The organism is Pseudomonas sp. B22129 (genome assembly GCF_044218875.1).
Taxonomy (GTDB): Bacteria; Pseudomonadota; Gammaproteobacteria; order Pseudomonadales; family Pseudomonadaceae; genus Aquipseudomonas.
The window spans coordinates 4,418,099-4,442,960 of the sequence record NZ_CP162592.1 but is presented as its reverse complement, the minus strand read 5'-3'; the positions used below and the strand labels follow the sequence as shown (position 1 = coordinate 4,442,960).

22 protein-coding genes are annotated in these 24,862 nt (G+C 60.7%); 15 read left to right on the top strand and 7 right to left on the bottom strand.

Going from position 1 to position 24,862, the window contains the following annotated elements; genetic code table 11:
- Positions 1-40: 40 nt before the first annotated feature.
- The 4 genes from AB4P94_RS20470 to AB4P94_RS20455 all read left to right on the top strand — a co-directional run bounded on the left by AB4P94_RS20470 (position 41) and on the right by AB4P94_RS20455 (position 4,184).
- Positions 41-931, top strand: coding sequence for a LysR family transcriptional regulator (locus tag AB4P94_RS20470; RefSeq protein WP_395607150.1), 891 nt, complete (start codon positions 41-43; stop codon positions 929-931).
- Between the two features lie 33 nt (positions 932-964).
- Complete coding sequence (locus AB4P94_RS20465) at positions 965-1,453, top strand: GFA family protein (protein ID WP_395607149.1); 489 nt, start codon at positions 965-967, stop codon at positions 1,451-1,453.
- A gap of 98 nt (positions 1,454-1,551) precedes the next feature.
- Positions 1,552-3,375, top strand: a complete 1,824-nt coding sequence (locus tag AB4P94_RS20460; RefSeq protein ID WP_395607148.1) for a serine hydrolase domain-containing protein — start codon at positions 1,552-1,554, stop codon at positions 3,373-3,375.
- A gap of 17 nt (positions 3,376-3,392) precedes the next feature.
- Entirely contained in the window at positions 3,393-4,184 is a 792-nt protein-coding gene (locus AB4P94_RS20455) for a MipA/OmpV family protein (RefSeq protein ID WP_395607147.1), read from the top strand.
- A 126-nt stretch (positions 4,185-4,310) separates the two neighbouring features.
- On the opposite strand, the gene AB4P94_RS20450 is transcribed toward AB4P94_RS20455, so the two are convergent.
- Together AB4P94_RS20450 and AB4P94_RS20445 are read right to left on the bottom strand one after the other, a co-directional pair.
- Positions 4,311-5,588, bottom strand: coding sequence for an ATP-binding protein (locus AB4P94_RS20450; protein WP_395607146.1), 1,278 nt, complete (start codon positions 5,586-5,588; stop codon positions 4,311-4,313).
- Positions 5,589-6,296 (bottom strand): winged helix-turn-helix domain-containing protein, encoded by a 708-nt coding sequence (locus AB4P94_RS20445; protein ID WP_395607145.1) that lies wholly within the window; start codon positions 6,294-6,296, stop codon positions 5,589-5,591. It lies immediately after the preceding gene.
- A gap of 157 nt (positions 6,297-6,453) precedes the next feature.
- On the opposite strand from AB4P94_RS20445, the gene AB4P94_RS20440 reads away from it, so the two are divergent.
- A complete protein-coding gene (locus tag AB4P94_RS20440) occupies positions 6,454-7,653 on the top strand; it encodes an MFS transporter (protein ID WP_395607144.1) in 1,200 nt (399 codons plus the stop codon).
- Here AB4P94_RS20440 and AB4P94_RS20435 read toward each other — a convergent pair.
- Positions 7,609-8,211 carry a tRNA-(ms[2]io[6]A)-hydroxylase gene (locus tag AB4P94_RS20435; protein ID WP_395607143.1) on the bottom strand — a complete coding sequence of 201 codons (603 nt, stop codon included), beginning with the start codon at positions 8,209-8,211 and terminating at the stop codon, positions 7,609-7,611. The two genes, AB4P94_RS20440 and AB4P94_RS20435, sit on opposite strands and share 45 nt — an antisense overlap.
- 150 nt (positions 8,212-8,361) lie before the next feature.
- On the opposite strand from AB4P94_RS20435, the gene AB4P94_RS20430 reads away from it, so the two are divergent.
- Complete coding sequence (locus AB4P94_RS20430) at positions 8,362-9,225, top strand: universal stress protein (RefSeq protein WP_395607142.1); 864 nt, start codon at positions 8,362-8,364, stop codon at positions 9,223-9,225.
- Between the two features lie 132 nt (positions 9,226-9,357).
- Here AB4P94_RS20430 and AB4P94_RS20425 read toward each other — a convergent pair whose 3' ends face one another.
- Complete coding sequence (locus tag AB4P94_RS20425; RefSeq protein WP_395607141.1) at positions 9,358-9,828, bottom strand: DUF1289 domain-containing protein; 471 nt, start codon at positions 9,826-9,828, stop codon at positions 9,358-9,360.
- 394 nt (positions 9,829-10,222) lie between these two features.
- Here AB4P94_RS20425 and acnB point away from each other — a divergent pair, with 394 nt between their 5' ends.
- Complete coding sequence (acnB, locus tag AB4P94_RS20420; protein ID WP_395611368.1) at positions 10,223-12,832, top strand: bifunctional aconitate hydratase 2/2-methylisocitrate dehydratase; 2,610 nt, start codon at positions 10,223-10,225, stop codon at positions 12,830-12,832.
- Between the two features lie 865 nt (positions 12,833-13,697).
- Here the strand turns inward: acnB and AB4P94_RS20415 are convergent.
- A complete protein-coding gene (locus tag AB4P94_RS20415) occupies positions 13,698-14,975 on the bottom strand; it encodes a serine/threonine transporter (protein WP_395607140.1) in 1,278 nt (425 codons plus the stop codon).
- A 283-nt stretch (positions 14,976-15,258) separates the two neighbouring features.
- Between AB4P94_RS20415 and AB4P94_RS20410 the strand changes: the two genes are divergently transcribed.
- The 6 genes from AB4P94_RS20410 to AB4P94_RS20385 all read left to right on the top strand — a co-directional run bounded on the left by AB4P94_RS20410 (position 15,259) and on the right by AB4P94_RS20385 (position 21,584).
- Positions 15,259-15,873 (top strand): TetR/AcrR family transcriptional regulator, encoded by a 615-nt coding sequence (locus AB4P94_RS20410; RefSeq protein ID WP_395607139.1) that lies wholly within the window; start codon positions 15,259-15,261, stop codon positions 15,871-15,873.
- A gap of 180 nt (positions 15,874-16,053) precedes the next feature.
- Positions 16,054-16,578 (top strand): cysteine hydrolase family protein, encoded by a 525-nt coding sequence (locus AB4P94_RS20405; RefSeq protein ID WP_395607138.1) that lies wholly within the window; start codon positions 16,054-16,056, stop codon positions 16,576-16,578.
- Between the two features lie 97 nt (positions 16,579-16,675).
- Positions 16,676-17,626: a 2-hydroxyacid dehydrogenase gene (locus AB4P94_RS20400; RefSeq protein WP_395607137.1), complete on the top strand. Its 951-nt coding sequence runs from the start codon at positions 16,676-16,678 to the stop codon at positions 17,624-17,626.
- Between the two features lie 90 nt (positions 17,627-17,716).
- Positions 17,717-19,609, top strand: a complete 1,893-nt coding sequence (locus AB4P94_RS20395) for a pilus assembly protein TadG-related protein (RefSeq protein WP_395607136.1) — start codon at positions 17,717-17,719, stop codon at positions 19,607-19,609.
- A 130-nt stretch (positions 19,610-19,739) separates the two neighbouring features.
- Positions 19,740-20,807: a phosphotransferase family protein gene (locus tag AB4P94_RS20390; RefSeq protein ID WP_395607135.1), complete on the top strand. Its 1,068-nt coding sequence runs from the start codon at positions 19,740-19,742 to the stop codon at positions 20,805-20,807.
- 9 nt (positions 20,808-20,816) lie between these two features.
- Positions 20,817-21,584: an SDR family oxidoreductase gene (locus AB4P94_RS20385; RefSeq protein WP_395607134.1), complete on the top strand. Its 768-nt coding sequence runs from the start codon at positions 20,817-20,819 to the stop codon at positions 21,582-21,584.
- Positions 21,585-21,614: 30 nt separating this feature from the next.
- Here AB4P94_RS20385 and AB4P94_RS20380 read toward each other — a convergent pair whose 3' ends face one another.
- Positions 21,615-22,058 (bottom strand): carboxymuconolactone decarboxylase family protein, encoded by a 444-nt coding sequence (locus AB4P94_RS20380; RefSeq protein WP_395607133.1) that lies wholly within the window; start codon positions 22,056-22,058, stop codon positions 21,615-21,617.
- Between the two features lie 155 nt (positions 22,059-22,213).
- On the opposite strand from AB4P94_RS20380, the gene AB4P94_RS20375 reads away from it, so the two are divergent.
- Together AB4P94_RS20375 and AB4P94_RS20370 are read left to right on the top strand one after the other, a co-directional pair.
- A complete protein-coding gene (locus AB4P94_RS20375; RefSeq protein WP_395607132.1) occupies positions 22,214-23,647 on the top strand; it encodes a PLP-dependent aminotransferase family protein in 1,434 nt (477 codons plus the stop codon).
- Positions 23,648-23,731: 84 nt separating this feature from the next.
- Entirely contained in the window at positions 23,732-24,133 is a 402-nt protein-coding gene (locus AB4P94_RS20370) for a cupin domain-containing protein (protein WP_395607131.1), read from the top strand.
- A 74-nt stretch (positions 24,134-24,207) separates the two neighbouring features.
- On the opposite strand, the gene AB4P94_RS20365 is transcribed toward AB4P94_RS20370, so the two are convergent.
- Positions 24,208-24,837, bottom strand: a complete 630-nt coding sequence (locus AB4P94_RS20365; protein WP_395607130.1) for a DNA-3-methyladenine glycosylase I — start codon at positions 24,835-24,837, stop codon at positions 24,208-24,210.
- Positions 24,838-24,862 lie beyond the last annotated feature (25 nt).

Sequence of the window (24,862 nt, the reverse complement as noted above, 5' to 3'; positions counted from 1 at the left end):
TCTTCATTGTGATGAGATTTGTATTGCACCCGGAGCCCTCATGCACTTCGATCTGGCCGACCTGCGCCTGTTTATCCACATCGCCGAATCCCCCAGCCTGACCCAAGGCGCCAAGCGCGCATTCCTCTCGCCGGCCGCCGCCAGTGCGCGGATCAAGGCGCTCGAAGGCCAGCTCGACACCCGCCTGCTGTACCGCGACAGCCGTGGCGTGGAGATCACTCCAGCGGGCGAACGCCTGCTGCACCATGCGCGGCTGATCATGCGCCAGGTGGATTACCTCAAAAGCGAGTTCACCCAATACGGCGTGGATTCGGCCGGGCATATCCGCATCTTTGCCAACACCACGGCAGTCACCGAATTCTTGCCCGAAGTGCTCGCCGGCTTCCTGTCACAACGCCCCGGCGTGACCGTCGACCTGCAGGAACGCTTGTCCCGCGATATCGTGCGCGGCGTGCTGGATGGCACCAGCGACATGGGCATCATCGCCGGCCCCGTGGAAGCGGCGGGTTTGCAGGTGCTGCATTTCAGCACGGATGAACTGGTACTGATGGTGCCCGTGGGGCATCCGTTGGCGCAGCAACCGTCGGTGACCCTGGAGCAAACGCTGGCTTACCAACACATCGGCCTGCATGAAGGCAGTACGTTGTTGACCTTTTTGCGTGAACACGTGGAGCGCCTGGGCAAACATTTGTCGCTGCGCATCCAGGTGTCGAGCTTCGAGGCGATCTGCCGGATGGTCGAGGCAGGAGTGGGGATCGGGATCATCCCCGAGTCCGCCGCCATCCGGCACAGCCGGACCATGCAACTGGTCGCGGTGAAACTGGACGAACCCTGGGCGATTCGCGAGCGCAGCATCCTGGTGCGCGAGCTTGAGGCGTTGCCCGGTACCATTCGCGCATTGATTGCCACCTTGATGCCCGAGAGCGCCTAAGCTGACCAGTCACCTTGCCCGAGGAGACGCCCCATGAAATTAGAAGGATCCTGCCACTGCGGCGCCGTGACGTTCAGCCTGAACAGCGCCCACCCCTACCCCTACCAGCGCTGCTACTGCTCGATCTGCCGCAAGACCCAGGGCGGTGGCGGCTATGCGATCAACCTGGCCGGTGACACTGACAGCTTGAAGGTACAAGGCCGCAAGCAGATTTCCATCTACCACGCCCGGCTCAAGCCGGACGGCGCCAGCCGCGCCCATGCCAGCACGGCCGAGCGGCACTTCTGCTCGCAGTGCGGCAGCGCCCTGTGGCTGTTCAGCCCCGAGTGGCCGCAGCTGATCCACCCGTTTGCCTCGGCCATCGATACGCCGTTGCCAGTGCCGCCGCAGCACACCCATTTGATGCTCGGATCCAAGGCGCCGTGGGTTGAAGTCAGTGTCCGCAAGGGCGATTTGCAGTTCGACGAATACCCCGAAGCGTCCATTGCCGAGTGGCACGAGCGGCTGGGGTTGACCCGCTAGTTAACAGTCTTTGACAGTTTCTCGACAAAGCTCTCAAAGACCTCCGAGCCATGCCCCCCTAGCATTTGAGCATCCAAATCACCTTCCGGGTGCTCTTCATGCTACGTACATTGCGCGGTATTCCACTGATGGGTTGTCTGTTGGGCACTCTCGGTTGCCACGTGCAACCGCCCGCCCCGCCGTCGGTTCCAAAAGGTGACTACGGCGCGATCATTCGTTACCTGCAAGCGCGTATTCCCCGGGAGATGGCGCAGGACAATATCGCCGGGTTGTCGATTGCCCTGGTCAACGGCCAGGAGCTGATCTGGGCGCGGGGCTTCGGCCTGGCGGACAAGGCCCAGGGCGTGCCGGTGACGCCGAACACGGCTTTTCGCGCCGGGGGCATTTCCAAGCTGCTGACCGCGACGGCAGCGCTGCAGCTGGTGGAGCAGCAACGGCTGGCCCTGGACGCGCCGATCCAGCAAACCCTGCGCGAGTTCTACGTCCGTTCGCGCTTCCATAGCGACCAAGGCGCGGCAGACCGCGATATCACCTTGCGGCGCCTGCTGAGCCACCAATCCGGCCTGCCCAGTGAACACCTGCGTGACCTGCGCAGCACCTACGCCATGGGCCAGATGCCGATGCGCGTCTCCGGCGTCTGGTTGAGCAGCCCACCGGGCGCCCAGGTGGCGTACTCCAACCTGGGCTACTCACTGGTTGGCGCGGCAATCGAGCGCAGCAGCGGTAAAAGCTTCGAAGCCCAACTGCAAAGCCGCCTGCTCAAGCCACTGGAAATGAACCAGTCGAGTTTTGTCGGCACCGGCACACAGCTGAGCTTCCGTGCCTTGGGTTACGAAGACGGCGTGGCCAGCAGCGACGCCCAAGTGCGTGACCTGGCCTCCAGCGGGTTGTGGGCGAGCCCCAGAGACCTCAGCCGCTACGTGCAGATGCTGTTCGCCAAAGGCGTGTACAAAGGCAAGCAGGTCGTGGGCAGCGCGTCGATCGACGAAATGTTCACCCAGCAAAACACCGGCAACGCCCTCGACTTCGATTGCCAGATGGGCCTGGGCTGGTTCCTCGCGCCGTGCGGCGATGAGCCAATCGGCCCCGGCGTGCGCACCTGGCAGCACAGCGGCGGGGGCGATGATTTTGCCGCGCAGTTGACCCTGCTCCCCGACCAGCAACTGGCCGTGATCATCATGGCCAACGACAGCAACGCCGAGGACATGGTGGTGTCGCTGTCCACCGACACCCTGCGCCTGATGCTCCAGGCGCAAACCGGAGAACCCGTGTGCGCCGACGACTGCCAGGCGCCCGGCCATGGCCTCAAGTTGCGCCACGTACCGGCGGCCGTCGACCGCAAGCGTCTGGCCGGCTTTTATGCCACGGCGTGGGGCGTGTTCCGGATCAAGGACGACAGTCATCGCCTGTCCGGTGAATTGGCGGGCTTCGATTTCGAGTTGTTGCGCGACGACCAGGGCTGGCTGCGCGCGCAGAAAACCGTCTTCGGCTTTTGGCGCAAAGACCTTGGCGAGCTGGGCCGCGTGCAACTCGACGTGATCACGGTGCAGGGCCGGCAGATGCTGACTGCGCGCAGCCACGGCCAGCGCATCGCCATTGGCGAACGCATCGACCCGCCGCCGTTGCCTGCGGCCTGGGCCGACACCATCGGCACCTATCAGGTACTGAACACCCACGAACCCGATGCGCCGCTGAGCGGCATCAGTGTGCGCCTGGAGAACGGCTTCCTGATGATTCGCGGCCAATTGCACGATGAACCACTGACCGACTACATCCTGCTACCCATCGATAACGCTCATGCGGTGCTTGCCGGCAACGGCTACGGCCTGGGCGACACCGTGAGCCGCCAGGTCAATGGGCTCAGCGCCTCCGGCTATTCCTTTAAACGTACGCAATCCCCCCACAAACCTTTGTTTTTTTAAAATGGACGAACACCTTTATGCGCTCAAGAACACTTTGCCTGTCGCTCACCTCGCTGTGCCTGTTGGCCAGCGCCGACCGCGCGCTGGCCGAAGACTGGCAATACAGCCTCAAGGCCGGCGTCGGCAACCTGCCTCGCTACAGTGGCAGTGACGAACGCATGACCGCGCCATTGGTGGGTGGCGCAATCGTCAGCCCATGGGGGATTTTCCTCGATACCAGCAAAGGGCTGGGCTGGGGTTACGAAGGCAATGCCCTGAGCTTCAGCACCTATGTGGGTATCAGTGGTTCACGCAAAGATAAAAATGAAAGCCTGCATGCAGGCTCCAAACGCCTAAAAGGCATGGGCGAGATCAAGGCGCGCGGGCAAGTGGGTATCAATGCCAGCTATAACTTGGGCGGTGTGATTGTCGGTGCCACCCTGGAGCACGCCCTCAAGGACGATGACCACAAGGAAAACGGCAAGGCGTTCACCCACTTGGAACTGAGCCTGGGCACCAACCTTTACGAGGGCAACTACGGCTCCATCGACGCAAGCGTCACCAGCCACTTCGGTGACCGTCAATACCTGCAAACCTGGTACGGCGTAACCACCGACCAGGCTGCGCGCAGCCGTTTCAAGGAATACAAGGCCGGTGCGGGCAACATCAGCAATGGCATGAACCTGGTGTGGAGCGTACCGATCAGCGATAACACCCGGTTCTCGACCTTGCTGGACGTGCAGTACCTGGCGGATGAAGCAGGCAAGAGCCCGATTGTGGAGCGACGGTTGCAGACGTCGCTGATGGGGATGGTTGAGTACACCTTCTGATCGGGTAACCCCATCAAACCTGTGGGAGCTGGCTTGCCTGCAATGGCGGTCTGTCAGTTGACAAGCCATTGACTGGTCCACCGCTATCGCGGGCAAGCCCGCTCCCACATTAGATCTCTTTGACCTTCATTCGGCATACGCCCAGGTCATCCGAAACGACGCCCCGCCCCACTCCGAATCCAGCACTTCCACCTTTCCGCCATGCCATTGGCTGACCCGCTGGACCAATGCCAGGCCCAGCCCGAAACCGCCCGTGCGGCGATCGCGGCTGGCATCAAGGCGCATGAACGGTTCGAAGATCTTCGTCCGGCCTTCCAGCGGCACACCCGGGCCGTCATCATTCACACGCACTTCATAACCGCTGCCAAACTTGACCAGCGACACTTCCACCCGTCGCTCGGCATAGCGAATCGCATTGCGCAGCAGGTTGATCACAGCCCTCGCCATAAAACGCGGCTCAATCAGGATGAAGTCGACCTCACAGGTGCGCAGCGACAACTGCACCCCGGCCGCCTCTGCTTCCAGCGCCACGCTGCCGATCACACTGTCGAGCCAACTGTGGGCCTCGATTTTTTCCCGGGTGACCTGGGTGGCGCCACGCTCCAGGCTGGCGTATGTCAACAGCTCAGAGACCATTTCTTCCAGCTCGCCAAGGTCGGCATACATGTCGGCGATCAGCGCGCGGCTCTGCCGAGGGTCGGCCTGTTGCTTGAGCTGATCGAGCTCAAACGACAGGCGTGCAATCGGCGTACGTAATTCATGTGAAACCGCGTTGGTCAATTCGCGCTGGTTGGCGATCAGGCTTTCGATCCGTTCGGCCATCTGGTTGAAGTGCCCGGCCAGCTCGCGCACGGTCGAGCGGCGCGGCAGCAGGATGCGTGAACCGAGGTCGTTGTCACCGAAACGCTGCGCGGCCAGGCGGATATGCTCCAGGTCACGCCAGTGCGGGCGCACCCAAAAATACAAGACGATCGCCAGGCTCACACCCAGAAAACCGTAGGCCCACAGGTACAACCATTTGGGCTCTTCCGGCAGCTTGATGTCCAGCAGTTGCGGGCCATCGTCAATACGGGTGATGAACTCCATGAAGTCCCCACGCACCACCAGTTGGCCATCGGCGAGAAATGCCTGCTCGCGCTCCGTCAACCCCAGGGCGTCACGCTGTACCAACTGCAGACGCAAACCGTAATGGGGCTGAAGCTCGGCCAGGCGGGCCTCACGGGCGGCGCCCTGCAAAGGGCGCAGTTGCTCGACAACGCCATAGGCCGGGCCACGCAGTGCTTCGCGGTTATACACCTCGTTGGCTTCAGGAAGCAGTTCATCGAAGGTGTAGTTGACCAGCCAGATCGCGCCCGCCAACCCTAGCGCCAGGATCACATACAGGCGCAAAAACAGCCGCAGCATCTAGACCTCCCACGCAAACGGGTTGAACAGGTAACCCTTGCCCCAGATGGTCTTGATGCATACCGGCTCGCGAGGGTTGTCATTGAGCTTGCCGCGCAGCTTGCTGATATACACATCGACGCTGCGGTTAAGCCCGTCGAAGGCAATGCCGCGCATGCGGTTGAGGATGTCGTCCCGGGAAAGGATATTTCCGGAATTGCTGGCCAGCAGCCACAGCAGTTCAAACTCCATGGTGGTGAGGTCGATCTTCTCACCGCCCAGGCTGACGACCCGGCAACTGCGATCGATCGACAGGCGGCCAAACTCCAGGGAACCACGCACCGTGGGTTCAGGTACCTGGCGGCGCTGCAAGGCACGCAAGCGGGCGAGCAGCACCGGCGGCTTGATGGGTTTGATCACGTAATCGTCGGCGCCGGATTCCAGGCCGAGGATGTGGTCGAGGTCGTCTTCCTTGGCGGTCAGGATGACGATGGGCGTGTCGGACACATTGCGAATTTCGCGGCACACGTGCAGGCCGCTCTGGCCCGGCAACATCAAGTCGAGTACAACGATCTTCGGTTTGAAATCGAGAAACGCAGCCAGGGCTTCATCGCCCCGGTGCACCACCCGCACCTCGAAACCATGTTGCGACAAAAAGTGTGCGATCAGCCCTGCCAGCTTTTCATCGTCCTCAACGAGCAGGACTTTGCCCAGACCCAGGTTTTCCATAAGTTCTCAGTGTGCAAGCGCGGATTGAAGTGCAAGCATTATAGGTGGCAAGCTGACCAGCAGAAGCAACAGGCCAACACCGGCCGACGAAGCTTCATGCTTTTAAGAGTTTTTAACAAAAAGCCCGCAGTCTTTAACGCCATTGACAGGGAGAGGTATGCGCAAGGATTACCTGGCGTTCTTTGTTTCGCTGTTCCTGTCGCGGCTGGCGGACCAGGTTCTGTTGTTTATCGTACCGCTGATTGTGTTTCAGACCACCCGCAGCGTGTCGTGGGCAGGCCTCGCCTTCTTCATTGAGTCGCTGCCGCGTTTTTTGGCGTTTCCGGTGTGCGGCGCGGTGTGCGACAAGTTTTCACCCGTGCGGGTCCTGCATATCAGCCAGATCTACCGGGCGCTGGTGTGCGTGGTTGCGGTCGCGCTTCATGCAGTGTTCGACGGTATTTATTGGCTGGTGATCCTCTCGGCCCTGTGCGGGGTGCTGACCACCCAGGGCATCATGGCGCGGGAAGTGCTGATGCCGCACATTTTCAAACAGTACACCTACACCAAGACCTTGTCGTACTCACAAATCGCCGACCAGAGCGGGCTGGTGCTGGGGCCGCTGGTGGCCGCACTGATGCTGCAAGCCTGGAGCTGGAATTGGGTAGTCCTGGCCGTCGCCGGGCTTTTTGTGATGGCGGACCTGGCGATGAGCGTGTGGCAAAAAACAAGCGTGGTGGAGCTGGAACGCTTTGAACAACACCGGGACATCTGGCTGCAACCGTTGCGCGTCGCCTTCCGGCACATCGGCAACCTGGCCGAGTTGAGGCGCATCGTTACCCTGGCGGCGGGGGTCAACCTGGTGTTCGGCGTCACGCTGGCGACGTCCGCCGCCATGTATACCGGCCAATACGCCGCGGGAGAGCATGCCTACGCCCTGTTGCAAACGGCCGGCGCGCTGGTGACCATCGTGATTCTGTTTTACCTGGCGCGCACGACCCTGACCCTGAAAGTACTGGGCGGCCTGTCTTATTCAATGATGACGCTGGGGGCCTTGCTCACCGCCATCAGCGCCCAGCTGTGGGTGTACACCCTCGGTTTTCTGCTGGTCATCGGTTTCGACAAAATGTTCAGCGTGTACCAGCGCAGCATTCGCCAACGCGTGATCCCGGTGCAGGATTTCGGCAAGACCGTCGGTGTGATCACCTTGCTCAACAACCTGTCCCAGCCGCTGGCAGGCTTGCTCGTGGCGGTGCTGGCAGCCCCGCTGGGCACACAGACGGTGATCCTGCTTCTCGTGGGGATCACCACACTGATCGGCGTGGCCGTCGCCTCAGGCTGGCACGCCACTGTGAAAGCGGAACTCGACGTCGGGTGATTCGATCAGCTCCTGTTCCGCCGCCCTCACCCGCTCGATCACCTGGGCGATGTCCTTCGCGTCGCCGTACTGGTACGCCAGCTTCAAATAACCCTGAAAATGGCGCGCTTCGCTTTTGAGCAAACCGAAGTAGAACTTGCCGAGTTCTTCGTCCAAATGCGGCACCAACGCTTCGAAACGCTCGCAACTGCGCGCTTCGATAAACGCACCGACCACCAGCGTATCCACCAGCTTGACCGGTTCATGGGTGCGCACCACTTTGCGCAACGCCGAGGCATAACGGCCGGCGTGCAATTGGCGCAGCTCGACCTTGCGCTTTTTCATCAGGCGCATGACTTGTTCATGGTGCACCAGTTCTTCACGGGCCAGGCGCGACATCATGTTGATCAGGTCGACATGGCCGTGGTACTTGGCCATCAGGCTCATCGCGGTACTGGCGGCTTTGAATTCACAGTTCTTGTGGTCGATCAGCAGGGTTTCCTGATCGGCCAACGCGGCCTGGACCCAAGCGTCAGGGGTGCGGCAGCCGAGGAATTCGTGGATTTCGGGCAGGTTCATCGGGCTCACGGGCAAAAAGCGTCACAAAAGGGCGCCGATTATACCGACCACGCCGCAGACCACCAGCCACCGGCCTTGATGTGTATCAACATGACGTGCGCCCGCCAGCAACTATAGTTGTTCCACGCCCCTTTTCTGGAGATCCCGAGCATGCAAGCCATTCGCAGCATTTTGGTGGTCATCGAGCCCGAGCATTCGGAAAGCCTGGCCCTCAAGCGCGCCAAGCTGATCGCCGGGGTCACCGGCGCGCACCTGCACTTGCTGGTGTGCGACAAGAAACACGAGCACTCGGCGCTGCTCGGCCTGCTCAAATCGGGCTTGCAGGAGGACGGCTACAGCGTGACCACCGAGCAGGCGTGGAATGACAGCCTGCATGAAACCATCATTGATGTGCAGCAAGCCGAAGGCTGCGGCCTGGTGATCAAACAGCACTTCCCCGACAGCCCGCTGAAAAAGGCCCTGCTGACCCCTGCGGACTGGAAGCTGCTGCGCTACTGCCCCACCCCGGTACTGCTGGTCAAAACCGCCACGCCGTGGGCTGGCAAAGTGGTGCTGGCGGCGATTGACGTGGGCAACAGCGACAGCGAACACCAGGCGCTGCACAACACCATCATCGATCACGGCTTCGACATTGCACGGTTGGCCAAGGCGCAGCTGCATGTGATCAGCGCCCATCCGTCGCCGATGCTGTCGGCAGCGGACCCGACGTTCCAGCTCAAGGAAACCATCGAGGCGCGTTACCGCGAGCAGTGCAAGGTATTTCAGGCCGAATTTGATATTGACGACACCCATCTGCATATCGAAGAAGGCCCGGCGGACGTGCTGATACCCCATGCGGCGCATACATTGAATGCTGCCGTAACCATCATTGGCACCGTGGCACGCACCGGGATCTCGGGTGCATTGATCGGGAATACGGCGGAAGTGGTGCTGGATGCGGTGGAAGGTGATGTGCTGGTGCTCAAGCCTCAGGAGTTGATGGACCATCTGGAGGAGTTGGCGACCAAGGCCTGATCCAACACCTTCCAGACAATGAGTATCCATTGTGGGAGCTGGCTTGCCTGCGATAACGGTGTATCAGGTGACATTTTCGGTACAGACACACCGCTATCGCAGGCAAGCCAGCTCCCACATTGACCGGTTCAGTCAGGGAGCCAGTGCGTCGCGCAAGAACCCCGGCGCGATATAGCGCTGGTAATGCGCCTCGGACAGGATAAAAAACTCTCGATCAATGGCATCACGCAAATCCGGCAACGCCCAGTCGCGAAACTCCGGCAACAGCACCATCCCATACGCCTCCAGATTGGAAATCACCCGCGCACCCCGGGCGATCAACTGGTAAGCCCAGCAATACTCGGACTGGTGCGGCACAAAGCGAATCTTGCGCTGCTCCAGCTGCCCGCGCAGGGCCTTGGGGTCGAAAACCTCCAGCTTGCCCGCCATGACCTGCACCAACAATTGCTCAAGCCTGAGCCAGACTGCGCGTTTTTCTTCTTCGTTGTAGCCGTTCCACTGGATCACTTCGTGGTGGAAACGCTTGCAGCCACGGCACACGAGATCGCCGTAAACCGTGGAGCACAGGCCGACGCAGGGGGTCTTGATGGTGTGGTTGGACATGGGCAGCAACACGCAAATCAGCAAAACAGTGCGCCATGTTAGCCCTTTGTCTAACCTTCATCACCCTGCAAACTTGGCGAGGCAACTTACCTTTAGAATTTTTTTGCCGTAGAATCATCCGGCCTTGTAAGGCGCCAATAATCCATTGGAAGCTGTTTTCAAAGCGTCACGAGCACAGTCGTTCCTTCAGAGCGGTGTTGGCGACGGTTATTTACCCGGTAAATAGCCAGCGCCAACCCTCATCAGCTCCGCTCTGCAGGCGTAAAACTTTGAAAGCAGCTTCTGTGAGAAATGCCGGCAGCGCTGGCTTTGCGGCCCAAAAAGCCCCCGAGCGCATGCGTGCCGATCATTTCTGGATGAGCGTCCCGTGGGACCACTGATGAGGGTAAAAACTGTGCTTGAAGCCTACCGCAAACATATCGAAGAGCGCGCAGCACTGGGTATTGTTCCCCAGCCGCTTAACGCCGAACAAACCGCAGGCCTGGTCGAGCTGCTGAAAAATCCCCCGGCTGGCGAAGAAGAATTCCTCGTTGACCTGATCACCAACCGCATTCCACCAGGCGTTGACGAAGCTGCCTACGTCAAGGCCGGTTTCCTGTCTGCCCTGGCCAAGGGCGAAGCCACTTCCCCCCTGATCAGCAAGCAACGCGCCGTTGAACTGCTTGGCACCATGCAAGGCGGCTACAACATCGTGACGCTGGTCGAGCTGCTGGACGACGCCACCCTGGCACCTGTCGCCGCTGCCCAACTCAAGCACACCCTGCTGATGTTCGACGCGTTCCACGACGTGGCTGAAAAAGCCAGGAACGGTAACGTACACGCCAAGGCCGTGATTCAGTCCTGGGCTGACGGCGAGTGGTTCAGCAACCGCCCTACCCTGGCCGACAAGATCAGCCTGCGCGTGTTCAAGGTCACCGGCGAAACCAACACCGACGACCTGTCCCCTGCTCCCGATGCCTGGTCCCGCCCGGACATCCCGCTGCACGCCCTGGCCATGCTGAAAATGGCCCGCGAAGGCATCGTGCCGGACGAGCAAGGCAAGACCGGCCCGATGAAGCAGATCGAAGAGATGCGTGGCCAAGGCTTCCCTATCGCCTACGTCGGTGACGTGGTCGGTACCGGTTCGTCGCGTAAATCGGCAACCAACTCCGTACTGTGGTTCTTTGGCGACGACGTTCCCTACGTGCCGAACAAGCGCGCTGGCGGCTTCTGCTTCGGCAGCAAGATCGCTCCAATCTTCTACAACACCATGGAAGATGCCGGCGCACTGCCAATCGAATTCGACGTCACCAACATGAACATGGGCGACGTGATCGACCTGTACCCGCATGCTGGCAAAGTCTGCAAACACGGCACCGACGAAGTCCTGACCACCTTCGAAATGAAGACTCCGGTTCTGCTGGACGAAGTGCGCGCCGGCGGCCGTATTCCGCTGATCATCGGTCGCGGCCTGACCGACAAGGCACGTGCCGAGCTGGGCCTGGGCCCAACCGACCTGTTCAAGCTGCCTGAAGCGCCTGTCGACACCGGTAAAGGCTTCACCCTGGCACAGAAAATGGTCGGCAAGGCGTGCGGCCTGCCGGAAGGCAAAGGCGTTCGTCCTGGCACCTACTGCGAGCCGAAGATGACCACCGTCGGTTCCCAGGACACCACCGGTCCTATGACCCGTGATGAACTGAAAGACCTGGCGTGCCTGGGTTTCTCGACCGACCTGGTGATGCAGTCCTTCTGCCACACCGCGGCTTATCCAAAGCCGATCGACGTGACCACCCACCACACCCTGCCTGACTTCATCATGACCCGTGGCGGTGTATCGCTGCGTCCAGGCGACGGCATCATCCACAGCTGGCTGAACCGCATGCTGCTGCCGGACACCGTGGGTACCGGTGGTGACTCCCACACCCGTTTCCCGATGGGCATCTCGTTCCCGGCCGGTTCCGGTCTGGTCGCGTTTGCCGCAGCCACTGGCGTTATGCCGCTGGACATGCCGGAATCGATCCTGGTGCGTTTCAAAGGCAAAATGAAACCTGGCATCACCCTGCGTGACCTGGTTCATGCCATTCCTTACTACGCGATCCAGTCGGGGCTGCTGACGGTCGAGAAGAAAGGCAAGAAGAACGCCTTCTCCGGCCGCATCCTGGAAATCGAAGGCCTGAACGACCTGACGCTGGAACAGGCTTTCGAGCTGTCCGACGCCTCGGCTGAACGTTCGGCTGCCGGTTGCACCATCAAGCTGTCGAAAGAGTCCATCACCGAATACCTGAACTCCAACATCACCCTGCTGCGCTGGATGATCGGTGAAGGTTACGGTGACCCGCGTACTCTGGAACGTCGCGCCCAAGCGATGGAAGCCTGGGTCAAGAATCCTGAGCTGATGGAAGCCGATGCCGACGCGGAATACGCTGAAATCATCGAAATTGACCTGGCCGAGATCAACGAGCCGATCCTCTGCGCACCAAACGACCCGGACGATGCCCGTCTGTTGTCCAGCGTTGCCGGTGAGAAGATCGACGAAGTGTTCATCGGTTCGTGCATGACCAACATCGGCCACTTCCGCGCTGCCGGCAAGTTGCTGGAACAGGTCAAGGGTCAGCTGCCAACCCGTCTGTGGCTGTCGCCGCCGACCAAGATGGACGCTCACCAACTGACCGAAGAAGGCTACTACGGTATCTACGGCAAGGCTGGCGCGCGCATGGAAATGCCGGGCTGCTCGCTGTGCATGGGTAACCAGGCACGTGTAGAGCCGAACTCGACGGTAGTGTCGACGTCGACGCGTAACTTCCCGAACCGCCTGGGTGACGGCGCGAACGTCTACCTGGCCTCGGCTGAGCTGGCGGCTGTTGCTTCCACACTGGGTCGTCTGCCGACGGTTGAAGAGTACATGGGTTACGCCGCGAAACTGGACACCATGGCCAGTGACGTTTACCGCTACCTGAACTTCGACCAGATCGCCGAGTTCCGTAAAATCGCAGCAAGCGCCAACATCCCGGTGATTCAAGCCTAAGGTGTGTTGACGTAAAAGAACGCCGCGTATTCCACGATACGCGGCGTTTTTTTATGCCTGGAATTTGGTGCCAGCAGCCTCCCCCTTCAAAAAACAAATGGTGGGTCAGGCCACATCTCTGCTGGCAGTGCCGCCGCCTTCGCAGGCAAGCCAGCTCCCACCTTTGGCCGCATTCCAAAGGCTGGACTCGGTTCCCTGTGGGAGCTGTCGAGCTTCAGCGAGGCTGCGATTGCGGTGGGTCAGGCGACATCTCTGCTGGCAGTGCCGCAGCCTTCACAGGCAAGCCAGCTCCCACCTTTGACCGCATTTCAAAAGCTGGACTCGGTTCCCTGTGGGAGCTGTCGAGCTTTAGCGAGGCTGCGAAGGCGGTGGTTCTGGCGACATCTTTGTTGGCAGTGCCGCCGTCTTCGCAGGCAAGCCAGCTCCCACATTTGACCGCATTCCAAGGATGGAACCGGTTCTCTGTGGGAGCTGTCGAGCTTCAGCGAGGCTGCGATGGCGGTGGGTCAGGAGACATCTCTGTTGGCAGTGCCGCCGTCTTCGCAGGCAAGCCAGATCCCACATTTGACCGCATTTCAAAAGATGGACCCGGTTCCCTGTGGGAGCTGTCGAGCTTTAGCGAGGCTGCGATGGCGGTGGGTCAGGAGACATCTCTGTTGGCAGTGCCGCCGTCTTCGCAGGCAAACCAGCTCCCACCTTTGACCGCATTGCAAAGGCTGGACTCGGTTCCCTGTGGGAGCTGTCGAGCTTCAGCGAGGCTGCGAAGGCGGTGGGTCAGGCGACATATCTGTTGGAAGTGCCGTCGTCTGGCAAGCCAGCTCCCACATTTTTCAGACCTGTGCAGTCATACAGGCCGCATCAAGCTTCAAGCAATCAACGAATACACCAGCGCGGTAATCGCCACCAGGCCAACCGCCGTGACAAACACATTGGACGCTTGCCCACGGTATTTGGCCATCGCCGGTACCTTGCGGATGGCGTACATCGGCATCAGGAACAGGATCGACGCGATGACCGGGCCACCGAGGGTCTCGATCATGCCGAGAATGCTTGGGTTGAGCGTGGCGACGAGCCAGCACACCACGAGCATGAACGCGGCGGTCATGCGGTCCAGGGATTTGGCAGCCGGGCGGCGGCCGGTTTTCAGCACCAGGCCTTTGAGGCCTTCGCTGGCACCGATGTAGTGGCCCAGGAACGATTTGGCAATCGCCACAAACGCAATCAATGGCGCGGCGAAGGCAATGGTCGGGTTGTCGAAGTGGTTGGCCAAGTAAGACAGGATCGACAGGTTTTGCGCTTTCGCCTCGGCCAACTGTGCCGGCGACAGGGTCAGCACGCAGCTGAACACGAAGAACAGCACCATTACCACCATCAACAGGTGCGCGCGGGACAGGATCTGCGAGCTGCGTTGATCGGCGTTTGCCCCGTACTGACGCTTCTGGTCAACCGCAAAGGCCGAGATGATCGGCGAATGGTTGAACGAGAACACCATCACCGGAATCGCCAGCCACAGCGTGCTGAGCAACGCCGACGGCGCGGGAACTTCACGCGCCGTGCTGAGGATGCCACCGGTCCAGTGCGGGATCAGGTACACCGCCAGAAACAACAAGGCGACGATAAACGGATACACCATCAGGCTCATGGCCTTGACGATGACTTGCTCACCACAACGCACTACCGCCAACAGGCCGAGGATCAGCACAAACGCCAGGATCGCCCGTGGCGGCGGCATGATATGCAACTGATGCTCCATAAAGCTGCCAACGGTGTTGGTCAGCGCCACGCTGTAGATCAGCAGGATCGGGAAGATCGCGAAAAAGTACAGCAAGGTGATCAGCGCGCCGGCCTTGATGCCGAAATGTTCCTCAACCACGTCGGTAATGTCGGAGCCTTCACGGCCAGACAGTACGAAACGGGTCAGGCCACGGTGGGCAAAGAAGGTCATCGGAAACGCCAGCAACGCCAGGATCACTAGCGGCCAAAAGCCCCCGAGGCCCGCATTGATGGGCAAAAACAAAGTACCGGCGCCAATGGCGGTGCCGAACAGGCCAAGCATCCAGGTGGTGTCCTGGCGGCTCCAGCTTGTGAGCGTTGCAGGTGTCGTCTCGTAGCGTTCGTCGACGCTATTGGCCTGATCATTCATCCGGTGGAATCTCCGCATAAACATGGCCAGGACGAGTCAGAAAAACCTGACAGGCAGCGTCCCGGCCATAGAAGGGGCCGGATTGTCCGGGATTCTTGTGAATAAGCAAAGACTTAGCTGAGGAACGGTGGGTCGGTGCAGCGCTTCAAGAACGCCCATAAGCGACGGTTTCAGCGGGCTGTAGCGTCACGCGAATAATACATTCCCGAACAAATCTATTTTAGAATCCGTGCCGTTCCTGTACTTTTCAGCAGTGCCCGCCTTTTATTCCGAGAACCCTGCCATGCCTCGCGTCTCCCGCAAACAAGCCGAACTCAACCGCGAAATCATCGTCGAGGCGGCCACGCACCTGTTTCGTGAGCGCGGGCTGCATGGCATCAGCCTGTCGGACGTCATGGGGGCCGCCGGGCTGACCCATGGTGGTTTCTACGGGCACTTTGCGTCCAAGGAGGCGCTGGCTACCGAGGCGTGCCAGAAGGCTTTCGAGCAATCAAACCTGGGCTGGCAGGAAAAGATCAACAGCAGTGCGGACAAACAGTCCGCGCGCGATGCCATTTTGCGCCCGTACTTCTCGGCAACCCACCGCGACAATCCCGGGGACGGCTGCCCGATTTCGGCATTCACCCCGGATATGTGCCACGAACCCGCCGACACAGCCTTGCAACACGCCTTCATCGAGGGTGTAAAGCACTCGCTGGCTATTTTTGCGCAGCTTCAGGATGACGACCGCCAGAGCCTGCTGGCCAAGTACGCGATGATGATCGGCGCCCTGACCCTCGCCCGTGCGACGCGGGGAAATGCTTTGTCGGATGAGTTCCTTACAGCTGCGCAGAACACGCTTTTGCCCGAGAAGAAATCAGCCGCGCCCGTTGACAGCCAAATACCGGCCCCAGCATGATCGGGCCATGAACCTTATTCAGCACCACCTCACCAGCACCACCACGACCGCCACCGGCGGGTCGTGCGGTTGCCGTGGGTGCCTGAACTAGACACACCCGGGAAACAACCAGAGGCCCCGCCAGCAATGGACGGGGCCTTTTTATTGCTCCGCTGCCTGGCGACCACAAGGAGCACCACCATGAACGCAGCCCTGTTGATTATCGATATGCAAAATGGCCTGTACGACGGGCCGGAAAAACCCTTCGAGCGCGAGCGCGTACTGGCGACCATCAACCAGCTCATCAGGCGTGCACGCAACGCAGACGCGCCGATCTTTGCCGCCCGCCATACCGGCCCGGCCGGTTCGCCCATCGAAGCGGGAAGCCCGTTATGGCAGTTGTACCCAGGCCTTGAGGTCGATGCTTCCCGCGATACCCTGTTCAATAAAACTCGCCCGAGCTGCTTTCTGGGCACTGATCTGGCGCAGCAACTGGCGGCTGTGCACGTTGAAACGTTGGTGATCGTCGGCATGAAAACCCAATTTTGCATCGACACCACTTGCCGCGTTGCCGTGGAGTTGGGGTTCTCGGTGGTACTGCCGGAAGACGGCCATACCTGCATGGACACTCCGGCGCTCAAAGCCGAGGCGATTATCGAACATCACAATACGACCCTGGCCGGGGCGTTTGTGAAACGGGTAAAAGCACTGAATATTGCGTTCTAGCATGACTGATGCGGGATTTTTTCTGATGGAACAAATCGCTCCCTCTTACAAATCCCGCATACTCCCTCCTCTCAAACCCTTCAGGAAGAGCCTTGCGATGTCCACCACCGTTCTGGTCCTGGTTGAAACCATCAACGAATACCTGCAAATCATCGAGAGCAATGACTTTCATGTGATTCTGGCGCCGACGCCTGCCGAACGCGCCCAGGCGATCAAGGCCCACGGCGGGCAAATCAAGGCGGTGCTGACGCGCGGGCCGCTGGGGCTGTATGCCGAGGAAATCGCGGCACTGCCGTTGCTGGAGATCATCTGCGTGATCGGCGCGGGCTATGAGCACGTGGACCTGCAGGCCGCGAGTAACCGAGGGATTGTGGTGACCAACGGCGCCGGGGTGAATGCACCCTCAGTGGCCGACCATGCCATGGCGCTGTTGTTGTCGCTGGTACGCGGCATTCCACAGACCGACGCGGCCGTACGCCGCGGCGAATGGCCGAAGGTGATGCGCCCTTCCCTGGGCGGCAAGCAATTGGGCATTCTCGGGCTGGGTGCAGTGGGCATGGAGATCGCCAAGCGCGCTTCTCTGGGTTTCGGCATGGAAATCAGCTACCACAACCGCCAACCCCGTGACGATGTGGACTACACCTATTGCGCCACCGCCGTTGAACTGGCGCGCACTTCGGACTTCCTGATCCTCGCCACACCCGGAGGCGCGAGCACGCGTCACTTGATTGATCGCCACGCGCTGGATGCCTTGGGGCCAAACGGCTACCTCGTCAACATTGGACGCGGCAGTGTGGTGGTCACCACCGACCTGGTCGCAGCACTCGAGCAGCGACGTATTGGCGGCGCCGCACTGGACGTCTTCGACGATGAGCCCAAGGTGCCCGATGCGCTCAAAAAACTGAGCAACACCGTGCTCACCTCGCACGTGGCCGGCCTGTCCCCGGAAGCCGCCCACGACACCGTGCAGCGCGTGGCTGACAACCTGGTGGAATACTTTGCCGGCCGCCCGGTGCTCACGCCGGTTGCGCTGCCGCCGCGCAACTAGTAGCGAATAGCCAGCGCCTGCGCGAAACCTGTCTACACTGTTGGCGGGGATGCTCAGGACGCCGGTGCATGACCGGCGAAGGAACGCACAATGTTTGGCCATGGACTCGGCCCGGCCCGCCAGCGCGGCGCCATCGGCCTGATGGGCGCTTTTACCCTTGGAATCGCGTTGTTGTTTCTACTGTTGGTGGTCGACAGCGGCCGCTTGTATCTGGAGAAACGCAAGCTGCAGCGTGTGGCTGACACCGCGGCGCTGGAAGCCGTAAGCCGCGGGGGCAAATGCCTGGCGCCGAATAACAACGCCGCGCAGTTTGTGATTGAAAGCGCCCAACGCAATAACTTTGCGGTCGGCGCCGATCGCACCCTGGCCACCGCGTGCGGCACCCTGGCCACGGGTGCCGACTTCATGCGCACCTTCAGCCCCAACCCGGCCAAGGCCGACGCAATCCAAGTGATTGCAACCCACCGCGTCCCCACCAGCATTGCCCATGGCGTGTTCACTCTGTTCTCCTCACGGTCCGTGAGCCTGACCACGCTGCTGAGCGCCACAGCCGTGGCTGCCGCACCCGCTCCACCGGTGGCGTCGCTCACCGTGCGCAGTACCTTGTTGACCGTGGACAGCACCAAATCGGTGGCCCTCAACGCACTGATCGGCGGCTTGCTCGGTGGCAAGTTGCAACTCGATGCTGTGGGCTGGAATGGCTTGCTCAACACGAACATCAGCTTGCTCAGCTACCTGGATGCGCTGGCCATTCGCCTGAACGTCAGCGCCGGCAACTACGACCAGTTGCTCAAGACTGACGCCACCGTCGGCCAGTTGATCCAGGCCGCCATCGATGTGCTCAAACTGGGCAGCGATGCGGTCAAGGTGGTGATCAACAACCTGGAAGCCATCAAGCTGATTGCGCCAGGCACGCAAATCCTGCACCTGGGCGACTTGATCAATATCCAGAACGGTACCGATAAAAGTGCGTTGAACGTGGACCTGCAACTGTTCAATCTGATCCAGGGGTTTGTGCAACTGTCGAACAAAGCCAGCGCCGTGGCGGTCGAGTTGCCGGTGGATGTGCTGGGGCTGATCGGCGTCACTGTGTCGACCAAGGTCATCGAGCCCGCGCAGCTCTCAAGCATCGGCAACCCGAAAAACATCGCCGCACAGCCCATTTTTGTCAGGACGGCTCAAGTGCGCACGTTGATTTCGGTGAAGTTGCCGATCGTGACGCTGGTCAATAACGTGCTGGGGGGCCTGATACAGCTTCTCAATGATCTCTTGGGCGGCCTTTTCGGGCTGTTCGACCCCAATTGTTGTGTCGTCTCCAGCCTGGAAATCGGCGACAAGCTCGACATCGCACTGGAGGCCGCAGGGGGCAGCGCAGAGGTCACGGGTTACAGCTGCGACAGCAATAACAAGACCTTATCGGTGTTGGGCGAAACCTCGGCCTTGCGCGTGATGATTGGCCAGGTTGACCCCAAAAACCTGTTCTCATCCACAGAAATACTCAAAGTCAACGAGTATCCGGTGGTGGATATCGGCACCAAAACCTGCAAGCGCGGCACTAACGTGTGCAGCGACAGGCAAGCCTTCGCCGCCGGCGGGCTGGGCGTACGCGTTGACAGCAATGTCGCCAGGACACAGCGCCCGCACACCTACACCAACCCGCCTGCGATCAATCAGCCACCCCAGAATTATCAGTTCGCCGCTTCGAATGTCGTCAGCAGCCTGAACGAGACACTCACCGGCATCCAGCTGATCAGCCATGCACCGCAAATTTCCAGCCTTCTGGGCGCCTTGCTCAGCGTGGTTACGGGCCTGCTCAACGGCTTGCTTTCAACCCTTGGCGGGCTGATTGCCGGGCTGCTGGGGCCCCTGCTCGACCCTATCGTCAATAACCTGCTCGCCGGCCTGGGCATTGACCTGGCGAAAGTCGAAATCGGCGGCAACCTGTCCTGCAGCCCCGGTGGCCGCGCGATGCTGGTGATTTGAGCACATCAGGCCCGCTGATCATCCTCCAACACGCTAACCTATTAAGCCGCCCCGACCTTGTCGCTGGGCGGCGGTGCGCATTAGATTAGCCAATAGTCCAAGGCCTTTAGAATAAGCAGAAGGGATAAGCATGGCGCTTAACGACCAATCCACCCAGGTTCGCCCCGGCGAAGAACTGGATGCCAACCTGATCGACCCTTACCTCAAAGCCCATATTCCGGGCTTGAGCGGCACGCCCACCATCAGCCAGTTCCCCGGCGGCGCGTCGAACCTGACCTACTTGCTCGAATACCCGGGCCAGGAATTCGTGCTGCGTCGCCCACCGTTTGGCCACAAAGCCAAATCGGCCCACGACATGGGCCGCGAGTACCGCATTCTCAACCAGCTCAAGGACGGCTTCCCGTATTGCCCCAAAGCCTACGTGCATTGCACCGATGAGTCGGTGATCGGCGCCGAGTTCTATGTGATGGAGCGCGTCAACGGCATCATTCTGCGCTCGGACCTGCCCGCCGAACTGGGCCTGGACGCTGCAAAAACCGAAGCCCTGTGCAAAAGCTTTATCGACAAGTTCGTCGAACTGCATCAAGTGGACTACAGCGCCTGTGGCCTGGCCGACCTTGGCAAGCCTGAGGGCTATGTGGAACGCCAGATTCGCGGCTGGAGCGACCGCTACGAAAAAGCCCTGACTCCCGACGCCCCGAGCTGGGAAGCCGTGCGCGCCTGGCTCAACGACAAGATGCCGGCCGACCACCCGACCTCCAGCCTCGTGCACAACGACTACCGTTTCGACAACGTGATCCTTGACCCGCACAACCCGATGCAAATCATTGGCGTGCTGGACTGGGAACTCACCACCCTCGGCGACCCGCTGATGGACCTGGGCAACACCCTCGCCTACTGGATCGAGGCGGGGGACCCGGCGCCGGTGCAACTGATGCGCCGCCAGCCGAGCAATGCGCCGGGCATGCTCACGCGCCGCCAGTTCGTTGATTACTACGCCGAGCGCAGCGGCATCCAGATCGACAACTTCGACTTCTACTACACCTACGGCCTGTTCCGCCTGGCCGGCATCGTGCAGCAGATCTACTACCGCTTCTTCCATGGCCAGACCCAGGACAAACGCTTCTCGCAGTTCATCCACATGAACAAGCTGCTGGAGCAAATGAGCCTGAATGTCATCAGCAAATCGTCTCTTTAAGGAACCGCAATGTCCAAGACAAACCTGTTCGACCTCGACGGCAAAATTGCATTCGTGTCCGGGGCCAGCCGTGGTATCGGTGAGGCCATCGCCAAGTTGCTGGCCCAGCAAGGCGCCCACGTGATCGTGTCCAGCCGCAAGCTCGAAGGCTGCCAGCACGTGGCTGACGCGATCATCGCCGACGGCGGTAAAGCGACGGCCGTGGCCTGCCATATTGGTGAAATGGAGCAGATCACCCAGGTGTTTGCCGGTATCCGCGAACAGTTTGGCCGCCTGGATATCCTGGTCAATAATGCCGCCACCAACCCGCAATTCTGCAACGTGCTGGACACCGACCTCGGCGCCTTCCAGAAAACCGTCGACGTGAACATTCGCGGCTACTTCTTCATGTCGGTGGAAGCCGGCAAGCTGATGCGCGACAACGGCGGCGGCAGCATCATCAACGTGGCGTCGATCAACGGCATTTCCCCGGGCGTGTTCCAGGGCATCTACTCGGTGACCAAGGCCGCCGTAATCAACATGACCAAAGTCTTCGCCAAGGAATGCGCAGCGTTCGGCATTCGTTGCAACGCCTTGCTGCCAGGTTTGACCGACACCAAGTTCGCCTCGGCACTGGTCAAGAACGACGCGATCCTGAAAATGGCCCTGGCGCAGATCCCGCTCAAGCGCGTGGCCGACCCGAGTGAAATGGCCGGCGCGGTGCTGTTCCTCGCCAGCGATGCGTCCAGCTATACCACCGGTGTGTCGCTGAATGTGGACGGTGGTTTTCTGTCCTGACAAGGCTCCCACAGTTGATGGGCGGCGTGCTCAGGTATTGGGTGGTTGCTGCCGAAAACTGACCGCCAGGCGGTTCCAGCCACTGATGCTGGACACCGCCATGGTCAGGTCCACCAGTTCCTGCTCGCTGAACGCTGTGCGCACCGCCGCGTAGAGTTCATCTGAAACGCTGGAGGTCGGTAGCCTCGCCACCGACTCGCTCCAGGTCAAAGCCGCCTTTTCCCGTTCCGTGAAAAACGGCGAATCACGCCACACGCACAGCGCGAACAAGCGTCGCTCACTCTCCCCTCGCTGGCGCGCCGCCATCGAGTGCATGTCGGTGCAAAATCCGCAGCCGTTGATCTGCGAGACCCGAATTTTGATCAGGTCCAGCAAGGGTTTCTCGATGGACAGGCCAAAGGTTGCGGCCTCCAGCATCAGCATGGCTTTGAGTGCCTGCGGCGAGGCGGTGTAGTAGTCCAGGCGGGGTTCCATGGGGCGGTTCTCGGGTAACAGCTGCAATTGCAGTACAGCCTAGAGCCCGCGTGCGACAAGCCCTATAGCCAATCAGACGGTTTACGCACAGACCATTTTGAGCCCACCCCGCGAGCGAGTAACCTTGGCGCAGATCGATTGCATCAGGATGAAACATGGAACTGCACGTGGTGATCAAAGGCCGCAAGGACCTGGCCGAACAGCTATACCAGCAGCTGCGCGAAGCCATCAGCACCGGGCGTTTGGCCGCCGGTGCGCAACTGCCGCCCAGCCGCCTGCTTGCCGAGCAACTGGGCGTATCGCGCAAGACCGTGTCCGACACCTACGCCACCCTGACCTACGAAGGCCTGCTCGTGGGCAAGACTGGCCGTGGCACCTTCGTCAATGCCCACGCGCCCCAGGCCGAGCGCCTGCAAACCGCCACCGACCTGGCCTGCGCTGCCAACCTGGCGAAATGGGCCGCGCTGCCCTCGCCCATGCGCCATCCCACGCGCGACAGCACCTTGCGCTATGAATTTATCGGCGGCGCCACGTCGCGCCAGCAGTTCCCCCAGGACGAATGGCGGCGCTGCACCCAGGACGCCTTGCGGCGTATCGCCCAAAACAGCGGTTTCTACAGCCAGCCCGAAGGCTTGCCGGCATTGCGCGAAGCCATCGCCGGGCATATCGCGTTTTCCCGTGGGGTGAAATGCCGTGCCGACAGCATCGTCGTCACCAATGGCGCGCAGCAGGCACTGGACTTGATCGCCCGCGTCGTACTGGAAGCCGGCAGCATTGTCGCCATAGAAGACCCCGGCTACAGCCCGGCGCGTGAGCTGTTCGCCGCGATGGGCGCGCATGTTGTGGGCGTGCCGGTGGATGACGAAGGCATCCAGGTTGACAAAATCCCTGATGGCACACGCCTGATCTACGTCACACCCTCCCACCAGTTTCCGCTCGGTATGCCCATGAGCCTGCCACGCCGCGAAGCGTTGCTGGCACGCGCCTTCAAGTTGGGCGCCATCATTATCGAAGACGATTACGACAGTGAATTCCGTTATGAAGGTCGCCCCACCGATTCCCTGCAAAGCATGGATACCCGGGGCGTGGTGACCTATGTCGGCACCTTCTCCAAAACCCTTTTGCCGGAACTGCGCCTGGGCTACGCCGTGCTGCCACCGGCGATTTATGCGGCCGTGCTCAAAGCCAAGCAATTGACCGATCAGCACAGTTCAACGCTGCCCCAGTGGGCGCTGGCCAAGTTCATCAGCGAAGGCTTCTTGCTCAAGCACATTCGGCGCTGCCACACGGTGTACGCCGGGCGGCGCGAGCGCATTCTGCAACGCCTGGCCGGGGATTTCGCGCCATGGTTTGAAGCAGTGCCCACCGTGGCCGGGTTTCATTTGGCGGCGCTGTGCAAAGTGCCGGTGAATATCCCATTGCTGATAGCGCTGGCACGGCAGGTCGAGGTGGGGCTGTATCCGGTGGACATATTCTTTCATGACGCACCGGTCAGGTCCGGCCTGGTGATCGGCTTCGGTGCCATCGAGTTGCTCGACATTGACCCGGCGCTGGACCGGGTACGCGACATCCTCCAACAGATTGGCTAACCGGTTTTCCGCCGGATTGGTCATTGGTCGTGCACCCCCTCGAGCGTAGGGTAAAGAGGTCTCGAATCACTTGGAAACCTCATCATGAAAAGACTGCTTGCCGCTACGCTGATGCTGGCCTCTCTCGGCGCCTTTGCCCACGAGCCGGTGTACAACAAGGAATCGATCAAGGTGCTGCAAGAGCACCCCTTGGCCAACGTGCCCGGCAAAAAAACCATCATGCTCACCGTGGACTACGCCCCTGGCCAGGCCACCGTGCCCCATAGCCACACGGGCACCGCCGTGGCGTATGTGCTGGAAGGCGCGATCACGTCGCGGGTCAATGACGAGAAGGCCAGAACCTATCAGGTGGGTGAGTCCTTCTACGAACCAGCCGGTTCGCGGCACTTTGAATCAAGCAATGCCAGCCAGACCCAACCGGCGAAATTGCTGGTGGTGATGGTGCTGGATGACAAGGCTGAGGTGCTCACGCCCTTGCCAAAGTAAGCAGCCCCACCATCGAATAAATGTGGGAGCGGGCTTGCTCGCTCCCACAGTTCTGACCGCGTGAATCAGGCGACTCAGGGGCGCTTGAACTGGCGGCGCAGGTGCTCGATTTGAGGGCGACAAGCACACCCCTCCAGATGATCATTCACCATCCCCGTCGCCTGCATCAACGCGTACATTGTGGTCGGCCCGACGTAGGTCCAGCCGCGCTTCTTCAGGGCTTTCGACAAGCGCACCGAGGCCGGTGAGGTCGGGTTTCCCTTCCAGTACGCCATATCCACCACCGCCGGGCGCTCCGTCTCGGCGGGCTCGAACGCCCACATCCAGCGGGCCAGCGAGCCGGTTTCATCCACCAGTTCGCAGGCCCTGCGCGCATTGTTAATCGTGGACACGATCTTCGCCCGGTTACGCACGATGCCCGGATCCTGCATCAACCGCTCGATATCCGCCTCGCCATACTGCGCCACCTTGCGAAAATCAAAGCCGTCAAAGGCCAGCCGGAACTGCTCGCGCTTGCGCAGGATGGTGATCCACGCCAGGCCAGCCTGAAAACCCTCCAGGCAAATCTTCTCGTACAGCAGGATATCGTCCATCACCGGCACGCCCCACTCGTGGTCGTGGTAGCGCGGGTAATCCGCCGCTGCGGTGCGCCAGGTGCAGTAGGTGCGCCCGCTTTCGTCTGTGGTCAGCCCTACTGTGTCCATCGATCACCTCACGTCTCAAGCGGCG